The sequence below is a fragment of the Larkinella harenae genome (assembly GCF_054780515.1).
The window spans coordinates 1,603,327-1,623,097 of the sequence record NZ_BAAGWE010000001.1 but is presented as its reverse complement, the minus strand read 5'-3'; the positions used below and the strand labels follow the sequence as shown (position 1 = coordinate 1,623,097).

The window sequence follows — 19,771 nt, the reverse complement described above, 5'->3', positions numbered from 1 at the left end:
TTGCTAACAGGTATTAGATAAAAACCGGTTTTTTGCCGCAAAGTTTAAAAATTTCGACAAACCACCGTCTCTAGGACCTAAAATTCTGCTTCGTCAATGTCGACAATTGAAAGCCAGCCTGTTGTTTAGTAGCCAACCGACGTATTATCCGCCCGCGGGTCCGAAGCGCCTTCAAGCGTTCCGTCGGGCCGGAGCAGAATGCAATCCATGCGGCCCAATGTATTGGTCAGTTGTTCGAGGATGTAGCCCCGCGCCTGTAGCTTCTGAATGGTTTCGTCGGAAAAAGCACCGTTCTCGAAAATCGTCTTATCGGGCAACCACTGGTGGTGAAACTTCAGGGCGTTTACCGATTGTTGCATCGTCATGCCGTGATCCAACACATTCAGGATGGTTTGGTACACCGAGGTAATGATGGTCGAGCCACCCGGCGTTCCCACCACCATGTACAACTTTCCGTCCTGTTCCACAATAGTTGGGGTCATCGACGACAACATGCGTTTACCCGGCATAATCGCATTCGCCTGATTACCAATCAACCCAAACATGTTGGGCACCCCCGGTTTGATGCTGAAATCATCCATCTCGTTGTTCATCAAAAAACCGGCACCGCCCACCACAACCCGGCTACCATAGCCGCCGTTCAGGGTAGTCGTAATGGAAACCGCATTTCCATCCTGATCAACCACCGAAAAATGCGTGGTTTCCAGACTCTCATAACCCGGCAGAACACCTCCTTTTACATTCCGGCTATCGGTTGCTTTCGCCCAGCTAAAGTCCGACCAACGGTTTTGGAGATACCCTTTATCAGTCAGTTGTGCCACGGGCACTTTCACAAAATCCGGATCGCCCAGAAATTTGGCACGGTCAGCATACACCCGGCGCTCAGCTTCAATCATTACCTGTACCGTTGAATCGCTGTTCCAGCCCCATTTCCGCAACGGGTAGGGCTCCACCAACCGCAGTAATTGCAGCAGGGCCACCCCCCCGCTGGAAGTAGGTGGCATGGTGATAATTTTGTAATTCCGGTAGTTTCCCACTAGTGGATCACGCCAGACCGAATGGTAGTTTTTCAGATCGTTTTCGGAAATGATTCCGCCCCCTTTCTGCATTTCCGCTACCAGCAGACGAGCGGTTTCTCCTTCGTAAAAACCGCTCCGCCCCTGTGCCTGGATCCGGCGCAAGGTTTGTCCCAGGTCTTTCTGAACCAATAACTCCCCCGTTTTCCAATCCGTGGTATCGGGCTTCATGAAATACCGTTTGTCGGGATTCACCGCCAGGAAGGATGTTCTGGTCCGGTTTAATCCCAGGGCTTCACGTTCGGTCAGCACCACGCCTTTTTCAGCCAGCTCAATCGCCGGTTGCAGTACCTGCGACCACGGCAATTTCCCAAACCGCCGGTGGGCTTCCACCATCCCGTCTACCGAACCAGGCACTCCGCTGGCCAGATGCCCGGTAATACTCAGCCGAGGAATGACGTTCCCGGCCGAATCCAGGTACATGTCCTTGTGCGCTTTTTCCGGCCCTTTTTCCCGAAAATCAAGTGTAAATGCCTGCCCGGTTTTGTCCCGGTACACCATAAAACCGCCACCGCCCACATTGCCCGCACCCGGATAAACAACCGCCAGTGCAAACTGTACGGCCACAGCCGCATCCACCGCGTTGCCCCCCGCCTTCAGGATTTCAACGCCAACCCGCGAAGCATCGGGGTGGGCCGAGGCCACCATTCCCTTCTTGCCCATCACCGCCTGTCGGTCCGAAAAGTACGGTCCAGTCTTGCGCGCGGTTGTGTTTTTTTGTTCGTTATCGTACTGGTAAACACCGGTCCCCTGACGCACGCCCGGCGCCTGTTGTCCTGTTCGACAGGCACTTAACAAAGCGAAAAGCAGGATTATTGCATTATTGGCCGATAGAGTTTTCTTTTTCATACTAAACGCAGGTCGTAAACCACTAATCTACAAAATCTAACCAAACATCCTCCAAAATCACCTTCGCTTTCAAAATCATTTGGAAGATCAACGGCAGCCTGATACCTTTAATTCCACATTAATTCGTCGCCCTTTGAAGTTTCTCCGTCAGACGTACGAAAGTTTCCGGTTCGCGTGGCAGGCTCTGCGCTCGAACCTGCTCCGAACCACTCTCTCACTGCTGGGCGTGACGATTGGTATCTTTGCCATTATTGCCGTTTTTACCATTGTTGATTCGCTGGAACGGAACATCAGAGACAGCCTGTCGGGCATCGGCGATAAGGTAATGTACATTCAAAAGTGGCCCTGGGGCTTTGGAAACGAAGAATACCAGTGGTGGAAATATTTTCAACGCCCCGAACCATCCCTGGATGAATTCAAATTTTTAGCCGAAAAACTCGAAAACGCCGAAGCCGTTGTGGCGATGGATTTTAAAGGTCAGGTGACGGTCAAAAACGGGAATAACAGCATTCAGGCGCTCATTCAGGGTACTTCCATCGACTACAACAAAATCTCCGACGTTCCCATCGAGCGCGGACGCTATTTTTCTCAGCAGGAAATTGATGCCGCCCGCAACGTGTCTATCATTGGTTCCGATGTTGCCGAAACGCTGTTTCCCGGTCAGGACGCGGTGGGTAAAGAATTTAAACTGAATGGCCTCAAATACATTGTCATTGGCGTTCAGGAACATAAAGGCGAAAGCCTGGTCAATTTTGGTGGGAATCCCGATACCAAATGCCTTATTCCGATTGGCGCTTTCGCAAAAATGTACCACTCCGTTTACCCCAGCATCGACATTGCCGTAAAAGGATATGAGCAGGATGAAGGATTGCTCGAGCTGGAAAGTGAAGTCCGGGGACTAATGCGGGCCCGGCGGGGTTTGAAACCGTTGCAGGACGACAATTTTGCGCTCAACCGCCCTGATGCAGCCGCTCAGGCGATCTCCAGTCTCTTTGCCGTTCTGACGGTAGCAGGCTGGGTCATTGGCAGTTTCTCGATTCTGGTCGGTGGTTTTGGTATTGCCAATATTATGTTCGTATCGGTCAAAGAGCGCACCAACCTGATTGGAATTCAGAAATCATTGGGCGCCAAAAACTACGTCATTCTGTTTCAATTCCTGTTTGAATCGGTTTTTCTCAGCCTGATTGGGGGCATTGTCGGCATTCTGCTCGTCTATTTCTTGTCCTTCATCCAGTTAGGAAGTTTGGAAATCATTTTGTCACCGGCTAACATCCTGCTGGGTTTGGGAGTTTCTACTATAATCGGATCGGTTTCCGGGATTCTTCCGGCGTTGATTGCCGCCCGTCTGGACCCGGTAATTGCCATTCGTTCCAAGTAAAACGATTGCAATTCCATCCGAGAACGTGTTCATTTGTATGTCGAACACACCAAACCATTATCATCCATGCGACTTTATCTACTGCTTTTTGTATTTCTCCTGATTGTTTTTGGCGTATTTTACTACCTCACCGCCTGGAGCTACAGCGATGGCGAACGAGCGGGAACCATTTCCAGGTACAGCCGCCGGGGATATGTTTTCAAAACCTGGGAAGGCGTCCTGAATGTCGGCGGTTTTTCGGGCGAAACTGGCTCGCTGACTCCGCAGTATTTTGATTTCTCCGTGAAAGATGATTCGGTGGCCGCGCTCATCAACAAGGCGGTCAGAACCGGTCAACGCGTCACGCTGCATTACGAGGAAAAGCTCGTCAAACTCCCCTGGAACGGCGAAACCAAGTACTTTGTAACAGATGCTGAAATCGTTGAACCCGAATACCAGTACGGCGTTCCCGGTCAGCGGTATTACCCCAATCAACCCGCTCCACCGGCGCAACAAACTTCACCCGCTCCGGTTGATACACTTCAGCGGGATACCTTATAACCGGTTGTGTCCGTTCTGATTATAAAACGGACCTCAGGCCGTCACCCCCATGCTAAAAACCGTAAACGCCAGTCGTATTTTTTCGGATGTGCAGCTGAATGAATACCGTCAGCGGGGCGACGTCCCCGCCGACACGGTGATTACTTCGGTAGCCGCTCACGGTGGCCATGCCGGTCTGCGTTCGCTTATGAGTTGGTTGAGCGATCCCGTCCATCTGGCGGCCACTGGCCAACACCCGACGGTGCAGGAATTTATGCAGCTCCAGGCCCCTATTCCACCCTGGGCCAATGGCCGCCAGATGGAAACGGCCATGCGTTTTTTTCAAAAGAACGGGGCTATAATAGGGTTGATTCTGGGCTGTTATTCGCTGCCGTACTGCTACGCCGGCGCGGATGGTGCCCGCGTGCTCTGGCTCTCGCAGCGCATTCATAACGACACCCAAAAACGGCTGGAAGAAACCGGGGAATGGCTTTTTGGCGTCATGAAACAACGCAACTGGGAAACCGGAAAAGCCGTTCTCCATACGCTTAAAACCCGCCTACTGCACGCGGCTGTTCGCTGGTTTACCCTCCAAAGCGGCCAATGGGATAGGACCTGGGGATACCCTATCAATCAGGAAGATATGGCTGCTACGAACCTTGCCTTTTCCTACATCGTCATTCGTGGTTTGCGGAAAACGGGCGTTGCCATGACAGCAGAAGAGGAAGAAGCCTACCTACACCAGATCAACGTTACGGGGTATTTGCTGGGTGTTGCCGAGGAGCTATTGCCCCACAACCGGCGTGAGGCTTATCACCTGGACCGCGCGGTTGCCCACCGCCAATTTCGGGACTCGGAGCAGGGCAAAGGGCTAACACGTTCGCTGTTGAATGCCCTGGAATCGTTATCTTCTCCGACACTACGGAACCTCCCGGCGGCCCAAATGCGTTTTTTCCTCGGCGATGCATTGGCCGACTTACTTGCCATTCCGGATGTTGCGTTGGAAAAGCGACTGATTGGACTAGCCAACGCGTTACCGATTTTCCCCAAATTACTGAGTTACAACCTTTGAACACTGATTCCCTCGGGCTAATCAGCGCATTGAATGGATATTTTACAACAGGAGCCCATTGCGGCTTTGGCAACCGCGCCGGGCATCGGAGCCATTGCGGTAATTCGTGTTTCCGGCGCGCAGGCCATTGAAATTACCAACCGGCTCTTTCGCGGTAAAGACCTCACCCAGCAAGCTTCCCACACCGTCCACTTCGGTACGGTTCGCGATGCCGCCAACGTTATTATTGACGAGGTGCTGGTGTCGATTTTTCGCAGCCCGGCGTCGTTTACAAAAGAAGATGTGGTCGAGATTTCGTGCCACGGTTCTGAATACGTGATCCGGCAAATCCTGCGGCTGCTTCTCAAAGAAGGTGTTCGAATGGCCCAGCCGGGCGAATTCACCCAACGGGCTTTTCTAAACGGCCAGTTTGATCTAGTGCAAGCCGAAGCCGTGGCCGACCTGATCGCTGCCGATTCGGAAGCAACACACCGGGCCGCCCTCACGCAGCTCCGGGGCGGTTTCTCCAAACAACTCAAGGCGTTACGGCAGCAGTTGATCGAATTTGCCGCCCTGATCGAACTAGAGCTGGATTTCGGCGAAGAAGATGTTGAATTTGCGCAACGTGACGATCTTCGGCAGCTGGTTGGGTCAATTCAGCGCGTATTGCGTCCCTTGATTGAATCGTTCTCGGTTGGCAATGCCATCAAGCACGGCGTGGCAACGGTTTTGGCGGGTAAGCCCAATGCTGGCAAATCGACGTTGTTGAATGCTTTGCTGAATGAAGAAAAAGCCATCGTGTCTGATATTCCAGGTACCACCCGCGATGTTATCGAAGACGAATTGTTCATCGACGGGATACGGTTTCGGCTGATCGACACCGCCGGTCTTCGTGAAGCCACCGATACAATCGAAGCCATCGGTGTTGAGCGTACCCGTCAGCAGCTCGACAAAGCCGCTATCATTGTCTACCTCTTTGATGCAGCGGAGGCTACCCTGAGCGAAATTACGGATGTTGAAGTGGAGCTGAAACAACGAACTGTCCCTTACCTGCTGGTGGCCAACAAAATGGATAAACTGTCGACCGAAAGAATGGACGAATGGCAGCTTACTTTTGGTAAAAACCTGATTTTCATTCAGGCCAATACAGGTACAAATTTATCCGAAATGACCCAGCGGCTGACCGGTTTTGTTAAGGCGAATGCCGTTCCAGGCAGTACGGTTGTTACGAATCTGCGGCATTACCAGCACTTGAGCCAAACCGATGCGGCTCTGACCCGCGTTCTCGACGGGCTTGATGCCAGCACCACCCAGGACTGGCTGGCGATTGACCTCCGTGACGCACTCCGGCACCTGGGTGAGCTGACGGGTGAAATCACCACGGATGATTTATTGGCGACTATTTTTAGTAAATTCTGTATCGGAAAATAACCGCACTGAATACCGCCGGACGGGTTTCCTCGTATTACCCCAAAAAGGAGTACATGCTCTCCTATTCAACCCTGAAAACTACAAAACCGTGTTAAACGAATGAATAGTGGCTGTACTAATCTGGTCTGGTTGGAGAAACAAGCAATAAACCAAACTTCTGATAAAACCCCGGAGTAAGCTTCCGGGGTTTTCGTATAAATTCCAGCAAAGATGAGCCATGACAGCTTGACGGTAAAAAAGCCGGTCTATTGACCGCTCTTGTTGTGGCCGGCGACAAAAAGAGCGGGATATTGCTTTCCTTTTTCTATCTTGTCTTTTATCAGCGCTATCGTTGATAGTACTTTCCGAACCTCTTCTCCTTATTAAAACTCCGATGCCCGAGTACCAAAACCCGAAAGACCGTGCTTATACGGATACCCTGCTGAACTCGGCGCCCAAAGAATCAGCCGCGTTCATGAAACTCAAACACACGGCCGAACGTGCGGACGGCGTGATTCCTGTCAAGTACCGCGAACTGATGTCGGTGGCAGTAGCACTAACCACTCAATGCGCTTATTGCATTGAATCGCACATCAATAATGCCGTGAAGGCAGGCGCAACCCGGGAAGAGATTGCTGAAACCGTGTTCATCGCAGCCGCACTCCGGGCCGGCGGAGCGGTTGGAACGGGTCTCATGGCCATGCGTCTGTTTGAAGAAGCAAGCACGGAGGCCCCCTGAGCGTTTCAACTTCTACTTGTTTCGTGCTAAAATCGCTCTTCTCTGAGAAGCCCTCAGAAGTATCGATAACTTTTCTCTAACTCGCGGTTTTGAAAAGTCCGGCCAATGGCGGAGCGCGTACGTTTTACGCAAGTGTACCGATCCAGGATGATGTCTTTTTGGGTGCAGAAATCCGGACTTAAAACCGTTGTCTGTCAATGCATCTGGTCTATTTCTATTTGAAATACTCCGGCAAAGCCTGATCCACTTACGTTAAACGTCCAGCCATCATCTGTTTTGTCCATAGGCGTGGCCTTATCAAATGAGGAGTTTTTATCAGCAAACTCCTCGCTGGTGTACAGGTAAAACTTCAAAGCGTCCTCCAACATGGCCCGGATGTAATACTGCTTTCGAAAAATTACATTGTCGGAAAAACCGATTCCAAACAAATCCCGCTCACCGACGTAAAAGTCTAACCGGATCACCATATCCTTGACTGTAATGCTCTGATCTTCCAGGATTGACGTAGTATTGAGGTAGCCCTCCCAGATAAGCCGGTTAGGCCCGGCCCAGTCAAAGGCACTATCCGTATCACGCAGGTCATTGGTCGAAAAAGGGCCGTAACAATTCTCTGCTTCAGCACTTTGATGAAACAAGTCAAAATCTACTTTCCGGGGCTTGATTGACACACCAAAGTAAAATTCGCTTTTGCCAATGAGGTCCATCCCGCGCGTGATCGTCGCATCGATCATTCGCAGACGCGCCCGAACATTGCCGAAGAAGAAGCGCGTAGCGATTTCGAAAGCCTCCCGGGAGGTTACCAACGAGTCAAATCCCCCGTGGCATTTGTGTACAAACGTGCGGGGAGCACCGGGAATCTGGGCAAAGGTTTGCTTTACCAACCCATCGCTCCGGTTATAATTGGCCCCAAATTCATCCCGGACGGAGAAGACTCGATTTAACCAGGAGGAAGGTCCAATTGAGTAAGTTCGGTAATTGGTGCCCACCACCGTCAGCAGCCGCTCGAGGGGAAAAAAGCGATGAAAGTTTGTAAACGCTTCCTGGTTGTTGGAATTGGCCTGAAAATCCGGATTAAAATGTTCCAGCTCATTTTCAGCATCGATTCGGATCCAGTTTTTCAACACCTGAAAGGAAATGCCCTGGTGGGGCGTCCCCAACGTAACGATTTTATTGATGTAGGCGTCGGCCTGTTTCCCCAGCTTTGGATAGGTACGCTGCACCGCTTCGCGCGCAATCAGGCCCCCCATCGAGTGGGCAATAATATTGACTTTGGGTTTGGAACCGTTCGGCACCTTTACCGTGGCCAGGGCCTGGATAAAGTCAATAAGCCGAACCAGGGCCTTTCCGTAGTTTTCAAAAGCCCGATCATCTAAGTCGTAGTAGCGAAATACCCAGATTGTACGGAGTGGATCTTGAGTGGTCTTTAACAAATGAACGGCCATCGCCGGATCAATGACAATTCGGGAGCCGGAGAAAAATTTCTCATCCAGACCTTGTAATTCGGGGTAATCCGTGACGCGGCTATTGGCTTTTAAATCATTCCCGTAGTATCCCACCACATTGGTCGCATCCTGATACTGCCAATTCGACTTCATAAAGCGCAGGATGAGGCCTTCGTAGATGTAATTTTCTCCCAGCTTCTGGGGATATACCGTGCCGTCGTTAAAGCCCTGATAAGCAATCCGTTTTTCATCTTCGACACCCAGCCCGCCAAAGCCTCGAATCAAAATTAAGGGTAAGGGCGACTGAAGGGGTTCTGACCAGTCTTTGTCTGCCATGATTGAAGAGGTTTAGCGGGTCAATGAAGACGTTTGAGGGTTGATAAGCAAGGGGAAATATCTGGTATTTAAAAACCGTTCCGGAAATAGACATGCGAAGTAAGTGTTGCAGGTATCTGCACAAATACGTGGTAAATCAACCTTACAGACGGTTTGGCAAAAGAAGATAAAGACTCTCCTTTTATCCTTCATTGAGTCAGAAAGTTGGCTGGCGTCAGTCAGCCAACTTTCTGAACTGATTTACTAAAAGAAATCTCCTTATTTCAGGATCAGGCCTGCTTTTAGCGTACTTTTCAGTTTGAATTCAAGTGAATGTCCCACCGGCTTAAAAATAAAATGAACGTATTTTCTGGAACGCTCTGCTCCTTACTTACAATCCTGACGAGTGCCTTTTCTTTGTACGCACAGGTGCAAACAGACTCGCTGACATCTCCCCGACTCAATCGGAATGGACGCGAAAAAGCATTTCATTACCTGATGTTTTCGGAAGAAGCCGGCCCAATGCTTAGCAACGGCACGGAAGAAGGCCGGGCGCTCATTTCACAGTCCGATTACCGGGCGCACTCGGTTTGGCTGGGCTGGCAGTTTGCCAAGTCCGATGTTTACACGCGGCTCTACCGGTTTTCCCGCTTTGGCGTCGGAACCGACTTCTCGAATTTCCGAAATATGAACATTGGCTTTCCCCGCTCTTATTTTTTCTGGCTGGAAGCGCCCCTGAAGTATCCCAAAGCCGGTCAAAAGTGGTATTTCAGCTACCGGGGTGCCTTTGGCATTGCAGTCGATTTTGTTCCTTACGACGAGGATACCAACCCGTTTAACAATTTCATTGGCTCAGCCCAAAACTGTTTCGTCGATCTGTCTTTCTCCACTTTTTACCGGCTAACTTCCCGTTTTGAATTGGGGGCATCGGTTGGCTTCAAACATTATTCCAACGGCGGCTCGACCCTTCCCAACTACGGGATCAACATGCTGCCTTTATCGGTTTCGGCCCGCTACCTGATCGATGAACAAAAGCCTGAGATGTTCGACCCGGAGCCACTTCCAACTTATCAGAAACACACCCGGCTAAATGTTGGTCTTGCGATTGGTCAAAAACAATACGAGCGAGACGGAGACCACTTTTTAAAAGCAACCCTCAGTATGAATGTTCTGCGCCAAATTTCCTACAAATACCGCGTCGGGGGTGGTGTTGATATCATGTATGCCCAAGGCTACCAGGTACGCTACCCCGGTGCGTCAGGCTCCTGGAGACACTCCATCAGCAGTGCGTTGGTGGGTAGTTGGGAATGGATGTTTCGCCCCCGGATTTACGTTCCCATCGGGTTGGGCGTATACCTCAACCGGAATGGTCAAAACGGGGAGCGAACCTGGCTTTATCAACGGGTGGGTTTACGGTTTGGTGTAACCAACAACCTGTGGTTGGGGCTGACGATTAAAGCCCACCGGGGAACGGCTGATTATTTTGAATGGGGCATGGGGTACACGTTCCACCGTGATGCCAACCAGGTACGACGGAAATAACCGGTCACTTCCCGCAGCATCACAGGAATCAGACCGATCCGTAATGCTTCCTTTTTACAGTTCAATCCCAATCCGTCGCGATGCCAAATAGTCGAAATGCGTTTTTAACCACTCGGTTATTCTACTTTTTCGTAATGGCCTAAACGCTTAGGTACCAAAACATATTTTAACACCCACCAAAAGGTAAGTAATCCACCTAATTTAAAATATTCCATTAATATTGCGCTTATCCGTTTCACCTTGACTTTTTGTTATGGCTAATACAAGCGTTACCCAGTTGATCAAATCAAACAAAGCACGACTTCTTGATTCATGGATCCAGAAACAATTAGCCAGTGAAAGCCTCCGGGATGATCTGATGACTAATGATGAGTTGCGTGCCCAGTCGGAGGATTTAATCAATGCCATAGCCAAAAATCTGAACGACGGAAATATCAGCCAGGTCGAATCAGATCAGTTTGATGAAGTATTCGAGATTCTATCAGGCATCTCAATCTCCCGCGCCCAGCAGGGTTTTTCACCCCGCGAGACGGGTTTATACATTTTCAGTCTGAAGGATGCAATCATAGATCTGCTCCGCCAGGAAATTGAGGACACAAATATCCTATTTGAGGAGAGTCTAAAAGTCAACCGGTTGCTGGACAGCTGGGGCGTGATGACCTTTGAAACGTTCATCAAAGGCCGGGAAGAGGTGATCCTTCGCCAAACCGAGGAAATCGCGGATATATCCACACCTGTCATTCAGATTTGGGAAGGCATTTTGGCCCTGCCCATCATTGGTACACTGGATAGTTCGCGGACTCAGGTGGTGATGGAAAGTTTACTTCAGCGGATTGTTGATACCGGTAGCAGCATTGCCATTCTGGACATCTCCGGTGTGCCGGCCGTTGACTCATTAGTTGCGCAACACTTGATCAAAACCGTGAGTGCAACCCGGCTCATGGGGGCCGAATGCATCATCAGTGGTATCCGACCTGAAATTGCCCAGACGGTTGTTCACCTGGGAATTGATTTGTCGAATATCATCACCAAAGCATCATTAGCGAGTGCGCTCAAACATGCTTTCGCCATGAACCGACTGGTGGTTAAACGTACAGAAGCAGAAAAAAAGTCACTCTAATATCGTATGGATAAAATACCTATCCTGCGAATGGGGCCTTTTCTGTTGGTCACCATTCAAATCGACTTATATGACCGGTTGGCCATCAATCTGGAAGCCGATCTGGTTCAGAAAGTACACCAAACCGGAGCCCGGGGCGTCCTGATCGATATTTCGGCGGTCTCCATTGTAGATTCTTTTATGGGTCGGATTCTGGGCAATATCGCCAGCATGACCCGGGTGCTGGATGCCGAAACGGTCGTAGTTGGCATGCAGCCCGCGGTGGCCATTACGCTGATTGAGCTTGGCTTATCTTTGAAGGGCGTGCATACGGCTCTCGATGTGGAGCGAGGTATGGCCCTGTTGCAAACCAAGATTGATCTGGATAACGAGATGGCCGATGATGTTGACGACACTGAGTAAGGATAGCATGTCCATCACCCGCGAACAGGATGTTATTCTTTTTCGAAACCGTGTCAAGGAAGTTGCCGTCAAGATTGGGATGGGAATTGTCAACCAAACCAAACTTATCACAGCCGCCAGTGAGCTGGTTCGTAATATGTTACGGTATGCAGGCGGTGGAAATGTGTTGATTGAAGTCGTTAGTCGGGGGCGCGATTCAGGCGTTCGGCTGACGTTTGCCGATCAGGGACCGGGTATTCCGGATATCAATCTGGCCATGCAGGATGGATTTTCGACCGGAAAAAGCCTGGGTCTGGGCTTACCGGGAACAAAACGCCTGGTCAATGATTTTGCAATCAAGAGTACGGTTGGTCAAGGAACAACCGTCACTATTTTAAAATGGAAAAATGGATAACTCCCCGCATACACGGTTTCAGGTTACCGATCGGAGTTATCTGGCGCTTACCAAGAAAGGGATTAGTCAGCTGGCAGGACAGGTAGGATTTCGGCCGCAACGGCTGGGCGAAATTGACCTGATTGTAGCCGAAATAGCTTCTAACCTGGTTAAACACGGCGGTGGTGGCTCTATTCTGGTTCGTCATTTTGCCACTTCGGACAATGCCGGACTGGAAATCATCAGTATTGATAGCGGACCGGGAATTGCCGACCCGGCCCGGATGATGCAGGATGGCATCTCCACAACCGGAACTTTGGGAAGCGGGCTGGGAGCCATCAAACGGTTAGCTGACCATTTTCAATTATACTCCCTAAAAGGCTGGGGAACTATCCTGTTAGCCCGAATCCTCAAAAATCCGGTACCATCCACTTCCTCGCCGGGGAATTTTGAATCGCGGTCCTTACTCGTGCCCAAACCCGGCGAAATCGTCTGCGGAGACGGATGCCACGTAAAGCGAACCTCCGACTACACCAAGCTCTTTCTGGGCGATGGACTAGGACACGGCCCCGAAGCAAACTGGGCTGTACAGGAAGCGATTAAAGCCTTCCGGCTCTGCCCGTTCCATAGCCCCGTGGATATCATCCGGCATATTCATCAGGCCATCAAAAAAACCCGGGGAATCGTTGGCTCCGTCGTGGTTTTTGATACCAAAAGCCAGCAATGGACCTGGTGTGGAGTTGGTAACATCACCACCCGGGTTGTTGGCCCGGTAGCTGCCAAAAACGTGTTGTCTTACAACGGTATAATCGGCCTGAACCTCCCCAATACCATGAACAACCATGTGCTTCCGTTTGAACGGGGCCAATTGCTGATCATGTGTTCAGACGGTTTGCAATCGCGTTGGGATCATGCTAAATATCCGCAGATTCATCGGTATGATCTAACAATATTAGCGGCAGCTTTGTATAAAGATTATGCCCGCCAAACGGACGACACCTCATTATTTATCGGGCGCATTTAAAATGGAGGAACTCGCGAAAGTATCGCTCGACAACGAGATGGATCTGATTCTGGCGCATAAGCGAACGATGAAGCTCGCCGAACTGGCGAGCTTATCCCTGGCAGCCCAGACAACGTTTGCAACGGCCGTTTCGGAAGTCGCCCGGTACGCCATCGAATTTGGCACCCGACCCCGGCTTACGTTAAGCGCAGTATTGACAGCGCCCAAACAATACCTGGTGGCCACCATTGAGGATGAAAACCTACCCGTTGCCAATCCGGTTAATCAAGCCTTGCTGTATGCCCAACGGCTGGTCGATACGCTGGAAATAGCCAGTACCGGGAAAGGAAGCCGGATTTCTTTGTATTTTGGTTTGCCCGTGGCGCGAAAAATCAGTCTGGAACGATTTGCGAACTGGCGCGTCCAGTTTAGCTCCGATCAGCCGCTGTCGGCCTATGACGAAATCAAACGAAAAAATGACCAGTTGCAGGAGTTGGCTGGCCGACTTCAGGACAGCGAACAACACTACAAACGGGTAACCGACTCGCTTCCGTTGATGATCTTTACGGCCAATCTGGCGGGACAGCTTTTATACGCCAATGCCTGGTTCACCACGTATACGGGGCAATCCATTCAGGCGCTCAATCAGTCTAAATGGTCAAAAATTATTCACCCGGACGATTATACCAACTTCTGGCGGCAGTGGAATAACCGTTCTTCCGGCACGCAACCGTTTCATTACGAATGCCGTTTGCGAAAGCAAATGACGCAGGAATACCAATGGCATTTGTTCTCGGCCACGCCGGTACTGAATGAGCAGACGAAAGTCTCCGCCTGGACGGGTTTTCTGGTGGATATTCACGCCCAGAAGGTGATGGGCCAGACGCTCCAGGAAAAAAAAGAATTGACCCAGGCGAAAATTAAACTGGAACAGTCTGAGCGAGATTTGCAGGCCACGGTCAACGAACTGAATCGGAGCAATGCCGAACTAAGCCAATTTGCCTACATCGCGTCCCACGATCTTCAGGAGCCGCTTCGCAAGATCCAGGCTTTTGGCGAAATTCTGGTCAATCAGTATGCTCTGCAACTTGATAATTCGGGCGTTGACATGATCAACCGCATGCAGGCCGCTGCAGGCCGCATGAAAGTCCTGGTGAAAGACCTGCTTTCGTACTCCCGGCTTTCTACCAAAAAACAGCCTTTTGTCCAATTAAATCTGAATCATCTGGTCAACGAGGTGTTGAATGATCTCGAAACCAGCATTTTGGAAAAACGCGCGGAAATAACCATTGACGAACTTCCCGGTATTCAGGGAGATTCCTTGCAGATTCGCCAGCTTTTTCAAAATATCCTGTCCAATGCCCTAAAATTCTCCAAACCCAACCAACACCCCGTCGTTCACATTTCGGCTTCGATAGTAACCGCCGATCAAATTCCGGATAATTCCAATACCGGCAAAGGCGATTCGGCTGCCTACGCGTACATTTCAATCACAGACAACGGGATCGGTTTCGATCAGAAATTTGAGGATCGCATCTTCCGGCTGTTTCAGCGCCTGCACGGTCATAGCCAGTACGAAGGCACAGGAATGGGATTGGCAATCTGCAAGAAAGTAACGGATAATCACCAGGGGCATCTGGCTGTTCGCAGCCAGATGGATCAGGGTAGTACGTTTATGGTTTATCTTCCTACCGAATTAAATGCAGGCTCGCTGAGCCCGGTTGAGAGTTAACAACCTGTTTCCGTCCTCATCCTTTATAATCAATTCAACGTCTTTTTTCATCAATTGGCCCCCTGCCTTAAAACCGTAGCGCGTTGGTCTGCTACATTCGTTTTTTACAGATAAGAAGGAAGTCATACCCGGCAAAGTTGTGCCGGGTCTTGATTCTCACCGTTTTAGTTAGCCCTTGCCTACGCACTGCAGCTCCATTAGCAGAACACCCAAGCCCGACCGGGCTTGGGTGTTCTGCTAAACATCGGATGGCATTTGACCCGAAGCTGCTCCCTTCCTTGAATTTACTTCAGTGAATAGGCCTTCACCGTGTTGTGGAAAAAGGTCGGTACAAACAACATTTGGGTCGTTGGGTCATAACCAACATCAGCGGAATTGATTTTTTCTTTTGATGTATCCAGCTTCAACTCGGTTTTTCCATCCGCCTGAACGGACCAGATCTTACCGCCCCACTCCGTAACGATGTAACGCTGGTTGCCCAGGGCTACAATACCGTCAATCCCGCCCGAAGCTTTACCAATGGTTTTGATATTTTTGGTAGCTGGGTCCAGGACCAGAAGCGAACCGTCTCCGTTGCCAATGAGCAACTGATTGTTATCGACCAACAGGCCATTGGTTCCTTTCAGCGGAGCACCTTCCAGAACCAGGCTTATTTTCCCACCCGTCAGGGCCCATATTTTACTTTCGCCCGAATCCGAGATATAAATGATCTTTTTCCGGGGGTCAATGCTGATATCGTTCAAAAACTTAGCCCCCTGAATTGGATACCGGTTCGTAATCTTACCGCTCGACAACGCGATTTCGGCGACCTGATTCATTTCTGTCACATACAGTTTATCGCCCAAAATCCCCATTCCTTTGGTCGAGTTGAGGTTCTCCGCAAATTTTAGCTTGATGACTTTTCCATCCAAACCGAGCTTGGCAATGTAACTGTTCTTATTGTCCAGCGATGGGCCGCCATTGATACAGGCCACATAAAGAATTTTTTGGGCCGGATCGAACAACACCGATTCGGGCGTGCGCAACGTCGTATCGGTTTCCCAAACAGGTTTTAGCTCAACAGCCTGGCTCTGAGCGCAAAAAGAGGCTACCAGAAAACCACACAAGCTGAGCAAGGTAATCAGAAAAGAGGGTTTCATGAACGGTTTGGCATTGCTAGTTTCCATAGGGTTGTCGTTTTTGTAATTGTGTTGACCGGTGCTAAAGGTACATAAAGCATGTCTTTGGTAAAAATGACAGGACGCCGTAAAATCGTAAATAACAATAGGCCAACGGTTCAGGACCGCTCCCTTGCTGACTTACAACAGCTGTTTCAACGGCTTTTTACGCGACCATCTCCATTCAGTTATCAAAAAATAACCGCTGGCTATGAAGCTATAAAGGCTGGTTATCAGTCCGTGCCCCACAATTCCCCACCTTTGTATCAAGCAAACGGCAGCAATGCCACAAGCCCAGCGGAAGCCGAAAAGCTATAACAGAGTAGGCGCATCACGCAACTTATTTAACGTTATGAAAACGATGAATCTGGCCGACCTCCACGTTGAGGAGCTGACCCATGCAGAAATGACTGAGAATGTAGGCGGTGGTTATGGCAACAGCTTTAGCTACGAAAACAACGGCAGCAAAACGTCGTTCGGAACGGGCTTGAGCCTGGACTTTGGTTTGTCCTACGAAAAAGAATCGCATTCTCAAAGCTACGAGTCTAGCCGTGGCAACCGGGGTGGACTGCTGGGATTAGGTATCCTCTAATCCAGCCCGTTAAACAACGGTTTTAGTTAATACACAAGACAGGGGACTACTCATTCCGGTGCAAGAACAGGCATTTCACCGAATGATGAGTCCCCTGTTGTTTCATGATTAAAGCAGCTGTTTGTGGCCTCGACTCGTCCATCAATCCACTTAAGGCATTACGATTTTTTTCAATGATGTGTCAGTGCCACTACCCGGTAGCGAAACAAGTCCCGAGAACGTAATCTGATTGGTCGCGTTCCAGTCTAACCGACTTGTATAAGCAAACGACTCTTTTCCATTCGTCAGTTGCTCTAATCTATTCGTCTTGAGGGTCAACACCCAAACTGCCTGATAACCTGATCGGGTACTGATGAAAGCCAACTGTTCGCCATTGGGAGAGAAAGCAGGCTGTTGGTCGCTATAGAGCGAGGAAGTAACAGGTTCTATTTGCCCACCATTAGCCGGAACACGCATCAAATTCGTAACGTACCGTTCTGAATGAGCCGTTTCGAGGGGTTGCACAAAGACAATATAGCTGTTATCATGCGACCAGTCAATTTGTGGAAAAGAAATACTCGTGCTACCTGTTAACCACCGTATTCTACCGTCTGCCAGCGAAAACACGCTCAGGCCCCTACCCGTTACGTAGGCCAATCGTTTGCCATCATTCGACCATTCAGCAGCCATCATCTGTGAGTCCGTGTCGACTAAACGCACAAGGCCAGTTTCAATTTCTTCAATAAAGAGTTGGGTAGTATAGGACGTGTTATGGTTCCTCCCTCCCGTATAAGCAACATATTTGCCGTCAGGCGATAAGACAGGCGTCGAAGCCGAGTTGTTTAATTTTCGGGTAGTGCCATCAGCCAATCGAATTTCCGTACCGGCTTGCCCCTTATACACCAGGTTAGTTCCACCCCAGGCCCCATAGGTTATGTAAGGCGGATTGGAAGGAAACACTAACGTTGTCGTCTTTAATTGTCCCGCATTTGTTGTTGCTACATTCGATGGGCCAGAATTCAATTTCGGGTGTCTGGCTATTACTTTCGCATATACCGGTTGACCGGAGGCTACGTTTTGCACCAAAAACTCTTTCGTTGTTCCATCAACCACAGCTAGTTTTTTGAGGTTGTTTTCGCCAGTTTCAGAAATATAAATTTCATACTGTGTAGGGGGCACAGGTGGAGGTCCGCCGTACATGCCTTCTTCAAAAATAATGACTGGATTCCAGGTGAGTTTGACACCGGTGGATAATGGTTCAAGCCCGAGCATCAGATCTTTGATATATCCATCCGGTGTTGGATCATTTTTCCGGCAACTGATGAGCATTACGAGAAAGAACCCCAAAAGTGCTGTATATTTTTTCATAATTTTTAGATAAAATTGTTCAATATATACAAATCCATAAAGTAAATAAAGCCGGATCTTGTGGGAAGGATGGATGGGACACTATTGCTCAAATTAGCCGAGGATAAGGTCAAAATAGGTAACCACCAAAGGTAGTGCTCACCCAGTAGCTAATACCCTGCTTCCTCGTTTGAAATTTCTCCAATTATGTTCATATTTCCGATAGCTATTGCGATTATGACCAGTAAACAATAGCTTTGAATGATCACCAAAGCTGTCGATATGCTTGCTCAACTGCTCAAAAATCGTCTTCCCAAGTTTGTGGTTCTGGGATTAACCGCATCGATCCTGTTTTTTTCCTGTTCCAAACCGTCGAAAGTTGAGCCCGAGGTGGTGGTTCCGGCGGAGTACGAACTGAAGGATGTCCGTTATTTTATGGATGCCGGTGACCATCTGGACACCGTAACCGTGAAGCTGAAAGGAGTCACCCTTCGGAATTCGGCCAGCGTGGTAGCGGTGCAGCAAGTTGAAGACGACTTTGCGGAACTGGTTAAGACTTCCCAGTTTGAAGTAAACAAGAGCACCTTACCGGAAGATGTACAACTGGCTCAACTGGAAGTCAAAGTTCCCGAGCGGTGGTACGGGAAGGATTCACACAGCTATTTTCCCGAAACCTTCACCCTGAGTCCCGAAGAACAGCAAAAACCGTACGGTGCCTACCAAAAGGATGTGATGAAAATTAACATCCCGCCCAAATCGACTATCGTAGTCGACCGACAAATCAATGCATACCACCTGGCTTGTTCGTTCGACGGTATTTTGGTAAACAAATCGACCGGCCAACGGTATTCGATGAAAGGAAAATGGAAAGGCGTTTTGTTTTACAACAACGCTTCGGTTAACCTGCAACAGTATCCGCTGGCCCAATAAAACGCTGGCTTGCTGACGGGTTTTCCGGTAAATCTATAGGATTTAGTAATTAAATAAGTACGCCAGGTACGAACATTATCAATCCATTAAAAATACCCCGAAGGCTGGTTCACTCAGCCAAGGCTGATTACTTTTACACGGGAAAACGGGTTATCCAAGTCGACACGTGTATACAGGACCATTTAGCAAAAAGCAGGAAGCGGACTTCATACAATGTCTACAGCAAGGCGACACTGACGCTTTTGAGCAGTTGTTCAATGGCTACAAACGACCTGTGCTCTTTTTTATTCAGAAGTTTCTCCCCTCCGACACTGAAGCGGAGGAAATTCTTCACGACGTTTTTTTAAAAGTCTGGCATCACCGCGAGCAGCTTGATCCGGCTCTGGGCATCGGTGGCTACCTCCATACACTGGCCCGAAATCAGGTTCTGAATCAGCTAAAACAAAACGCAACCGCCCGAAAACTGAACCAGGAATGGGGCCGCCGGACCGATGCACACAGCCATACAACGGAAGACCAGTACATTGCCCGCGAATACGAACGCTTGGCCGACCAGGCCATTGCCCAGCTCCCACCCCGTCGCCAGGAAGTTTTTCAGCTCTGCTCAGTAGAAGGCAAAAGCTACGACGAAGTGGGCGAGCAACTCGGCATCTCCCGCAATGCCGTGAAAGATCATATGGTGCGCGCCCGACGGTTTTTGAGCCATTTTCTCCGCCGATACGCCGACCTGACGTTGCTGGGGATGCCCCTCGGTACGAGCCTTCTAAAATTTTTTCTGGGCGAACTACCCTAACGCTGCTGCCAACTGTATTGTA

The 19,771-nt window shown here is 49.7% G+C and carries 18 protein-coding genes; 14 read left to right on the top strand and 4 right to left on the bottom strand.

Features of this window, described 5'->3' with window-relative positions; genetic code table 11:
- Window positions 1-125: 125 nt before the first annotated feature.
- The gene (ggt, locus tag ACYVH9_RS06540) at window positions 126-1,925 is read right to left on the bottom strand and encodes a gamma-glutamyltransferase (protein ID WP_460635493.1); all 1,800 of its coding nucleotides are present in this window, start codon (window positions 1,923-1,925) and stop codon (window positions 126-128) included.
- 133 nt (window positions 1,926-2,058) lie between these two features.
- Here ggt and ACYVH9_RS06535 point away from each other — a divergent pair, with 133 nt between their 5' ends.
- The 5 genes from ACYVH9_RS06535 (at window position 2,059) to ACYVH9_RS06515 (ending at window position 7,022) form a co-directional block, all read left to right on the top strand.
- The gene (locus ACYVH9_RS06535) at window positions 2,059-3,303 is read left to right on the top strand and encodes an ABC transporter permease (RefSeq protein WP_460635492.1); all 1,245 of its coding nucleotides are present in this window, start codon (window positions 2,059-2,061) and stop codon (window positions 3,301-3,303) included.
- A 66-nt stretch (window positions 3,304-3,369) separates the two neighbouring features.
- A complete protein-coding gene (locus ACYVH9_RS06530; protein WP_460635491.1) occupies window positions 3,370-3,843 on the top strand; it encodes a hypothetical protein in 474 nt (157 codons plus the stop codon).
- 49 nt (window positions 3,844-3,892) lie between these two features.
- Entirely contained in the window at window positions 3,893-4,894 is a 1,002-nt protein-coding gene (locus ACYVH9_RS06525; protein ID WP_460635490.1) for an oxygenase MpaB family protein, read from the top strand.
- 33 nt (window positions 4,895-4,927) lie between these two features.
- Window positions 4,928-6,304: a tRNA uridine-5-carboxymethylaminomethyl(34) synthesis GTPase MnmE gene (gene mnmE, locus ACYVH9_RS06520; protein ID WP_460635489.1), complete on the top strand. Its 1,377-nt coding sequence runs from the start codon at window positions 4,928-4,930 to the stop codon at window positions 6,302-6,304.
- A 373-nt stretch (window positions 6,305-6,677) separates the two neighbouring features.
- Window positions 6,678-7,022 carry a carboxymuconolactone decarboxylase family protein gene (locus ACYVH9_RS06515; protein ID WP_460635488.1) on the top strand — a complete coding sequence of 115 codons (345 nt, stop codon included), beginning with the start codon at window positions 6,678-6,680 and terminating at the stop codon, window positions 7,020-7,022.
- A 194-nt stretch (window positions 7,023-7,216) separates the two neighbouring features.
- On the opposite strand, the gene ACYVH9_RS06510 is transcribed toward ACYVH9_RS06515, so the two are convergent.
- Window positions 7,217-8,800, bottom strand: coding sequence for an esterase/lipase family protein (locus ACYVH9_RS06510; RefSeq protein WP_460635487.1), 1,584 nt, complete (start codon window positions 8,798-8,800; stop codon window positions 7,217-7,219).
- 336 nt (window positions 8,801-9,136) lie between these two features.
- On the opposite strand from ACYVH9_RS06510, the gene ACYVH9_RS06505 reads away from it, so the two are divergent.
- The 6 genes from ACYVH9_RS06505 (at window position 9,137) to ACYVH9_RS06480 (ending at window position 14,951) form a co-directional block, all read left to right on the top strand.
- Window positions 9,137-10,321, top strand: coding sequence for an acyloxyacyl hydrolase (locus ACYVH9_RS06505; protein WP_460635486.1), 1,185 nt, complete (start codon window positions 9,137-9,139; stop codon window positions 10,319-10,321).
- Window positions 10,322-10,574: 253 nt separating this feature from the next.
- Window positions 10,575-11,441, top strand: coding sequence for an STAS domain-containing protein (locus ACYVH9_RS06500; RefSeq protein WP_460635485.1), 867 nt, complete (start codon window positions 10,575-10,577; stop codon window positions 11,439-11,441).
- Window positions 11,442-11,447: 6 nt separating this feature from the next.
- Entirely contained in the window at window positions 11,448-11,843 is a 396-nt protein-coding gene (locus ACYVH9_RS06495; RefSeq protein ID WP_460635484.1) for an STAS domain-containing protein, read from the top strand.
- Window positions 11,824-12,237, top strand: coding sequence for an anti-sigma regulatory factor (locus tag ACYVH9_RS06490; RefSeq protein WP_460635483.1), 414 nt, complete (start codon window positions 11,824-11,826; stop codon window positions 12,235-12,237). Before ACYVH9_RS06495 ends, ACYVH9_RS06490 begins: the two co-directional genes overlap by 20 nt.
- On the top strand, window positions 12,230-13,240 hold the full coding sequence (locus tag ACYVH9_RS06485) for an ATP-binding protein (protein ID WP_460635482.1): 1,011 nt from the start codon (window positions 12,230-12,232) through the stop codon (window positions 13,238-13,240). The genes ACYVH9_RS06490 and ACYVH9_RS06485 overlap by 8 nt, the downstream gene beginning before the upstream one ends.
- On the top strand, window positions 13,194-14,951 hold the full coding sequence (locus ACYVH9_RS06480; RefSeq protein WP_460635481.1) for a sensor histidine kinase: 1,758 nt from the start codon (window positions 13,194-13,196) through the stop codon (window positions 14,949-14,951). The genes ACYVH9_RS06485 and ACYVH9_RS06480 overlap by 47 nt, the downstream gene beginning before the upstream one ends.
- Window positions 14,952-15,235: 284 nt before the next feature.
- Here the strand turns inward: ACYVH9_RS06480 and ACYVH9_RS06475 are convergent, their stop codons facing one another.
- On the bottom strand, window positions 15,236-16,117 hold the full coding sequence (locus ACYVH9_RS06475; protein ID WP_460635480.1) for an SMP-30/gluconolactonase/LRE family protein: 882 nt from the start codon (window positions 16,115-16,117) through the stop codon (window positions 15,236-15,238).
- Between the two features lie 343 nt (window positions 16,118-16,460).
- On the opposite strand from ACYVH9_RS06475, the gene ACYVH9_RS06470 reads away from it, so the two are divergent.
- Window positions 16,461-16,700 carry a hypothetical protein gene (locus ACYVH9_RS06470; protein ID WP_460635479.1) on the top strand — a complete coding sequence of 80 codons (240 nt, stop codon included), beginning with the start codon at window positions 16,461-16,463 and terminating at the stop codon, window positions 16,698-16,700.
- A gap of 150 nt (window positions 16,701-16,850) precedes the next feature.
- On the opposite strand, the gene ACYVH9_RS06465 is transcribed toward ACYVH9_RS06470, so the two are convergent.
- Window positions 16,851-18,047, bottom strand: coding sequence for a fibronectin type III domain-containing protein (locus ACYVH9_RS06465; RefSeq protein WP_460635478.1), 1,197 nt, complete (start codon window positions 18,045-18,047; stop codon window positions 16,851-16,853).
- Window positions 18,048-18,287: 240 nt separating this feature from the next.
- Between ACYVH9_RS06465 and ACYVH9_RS06460 the strand changes: the two genes are divergently transcribed.
- Window positions 18,288-18,956, top strand: a complete 669-nt coding sequence (locus ACYVH9_RS06460; RefSeq protein ID WP_460635477.1) for a hypothetical protein — start codon at window positions 18,288-18,290, stop codon at window positions 18,954-18,956.
- A gap of 166 nt (window positions 18,957-19,122) precedes the next feature.
- Window positions 19,123-19,749: an RNA polymerase sigma factor gene (locus ACYVH9_RS06455; protein ID WP_460635476.1), complete on the top strand. Its 627-nt coding sequence runs from the start codon at window positions 19,123-19,125 to the stop codon at window positions 19,747-19,749.
- The last annotated feature ends 22 nt before the right edge of the window (window positions 19,750-19,771 follow it).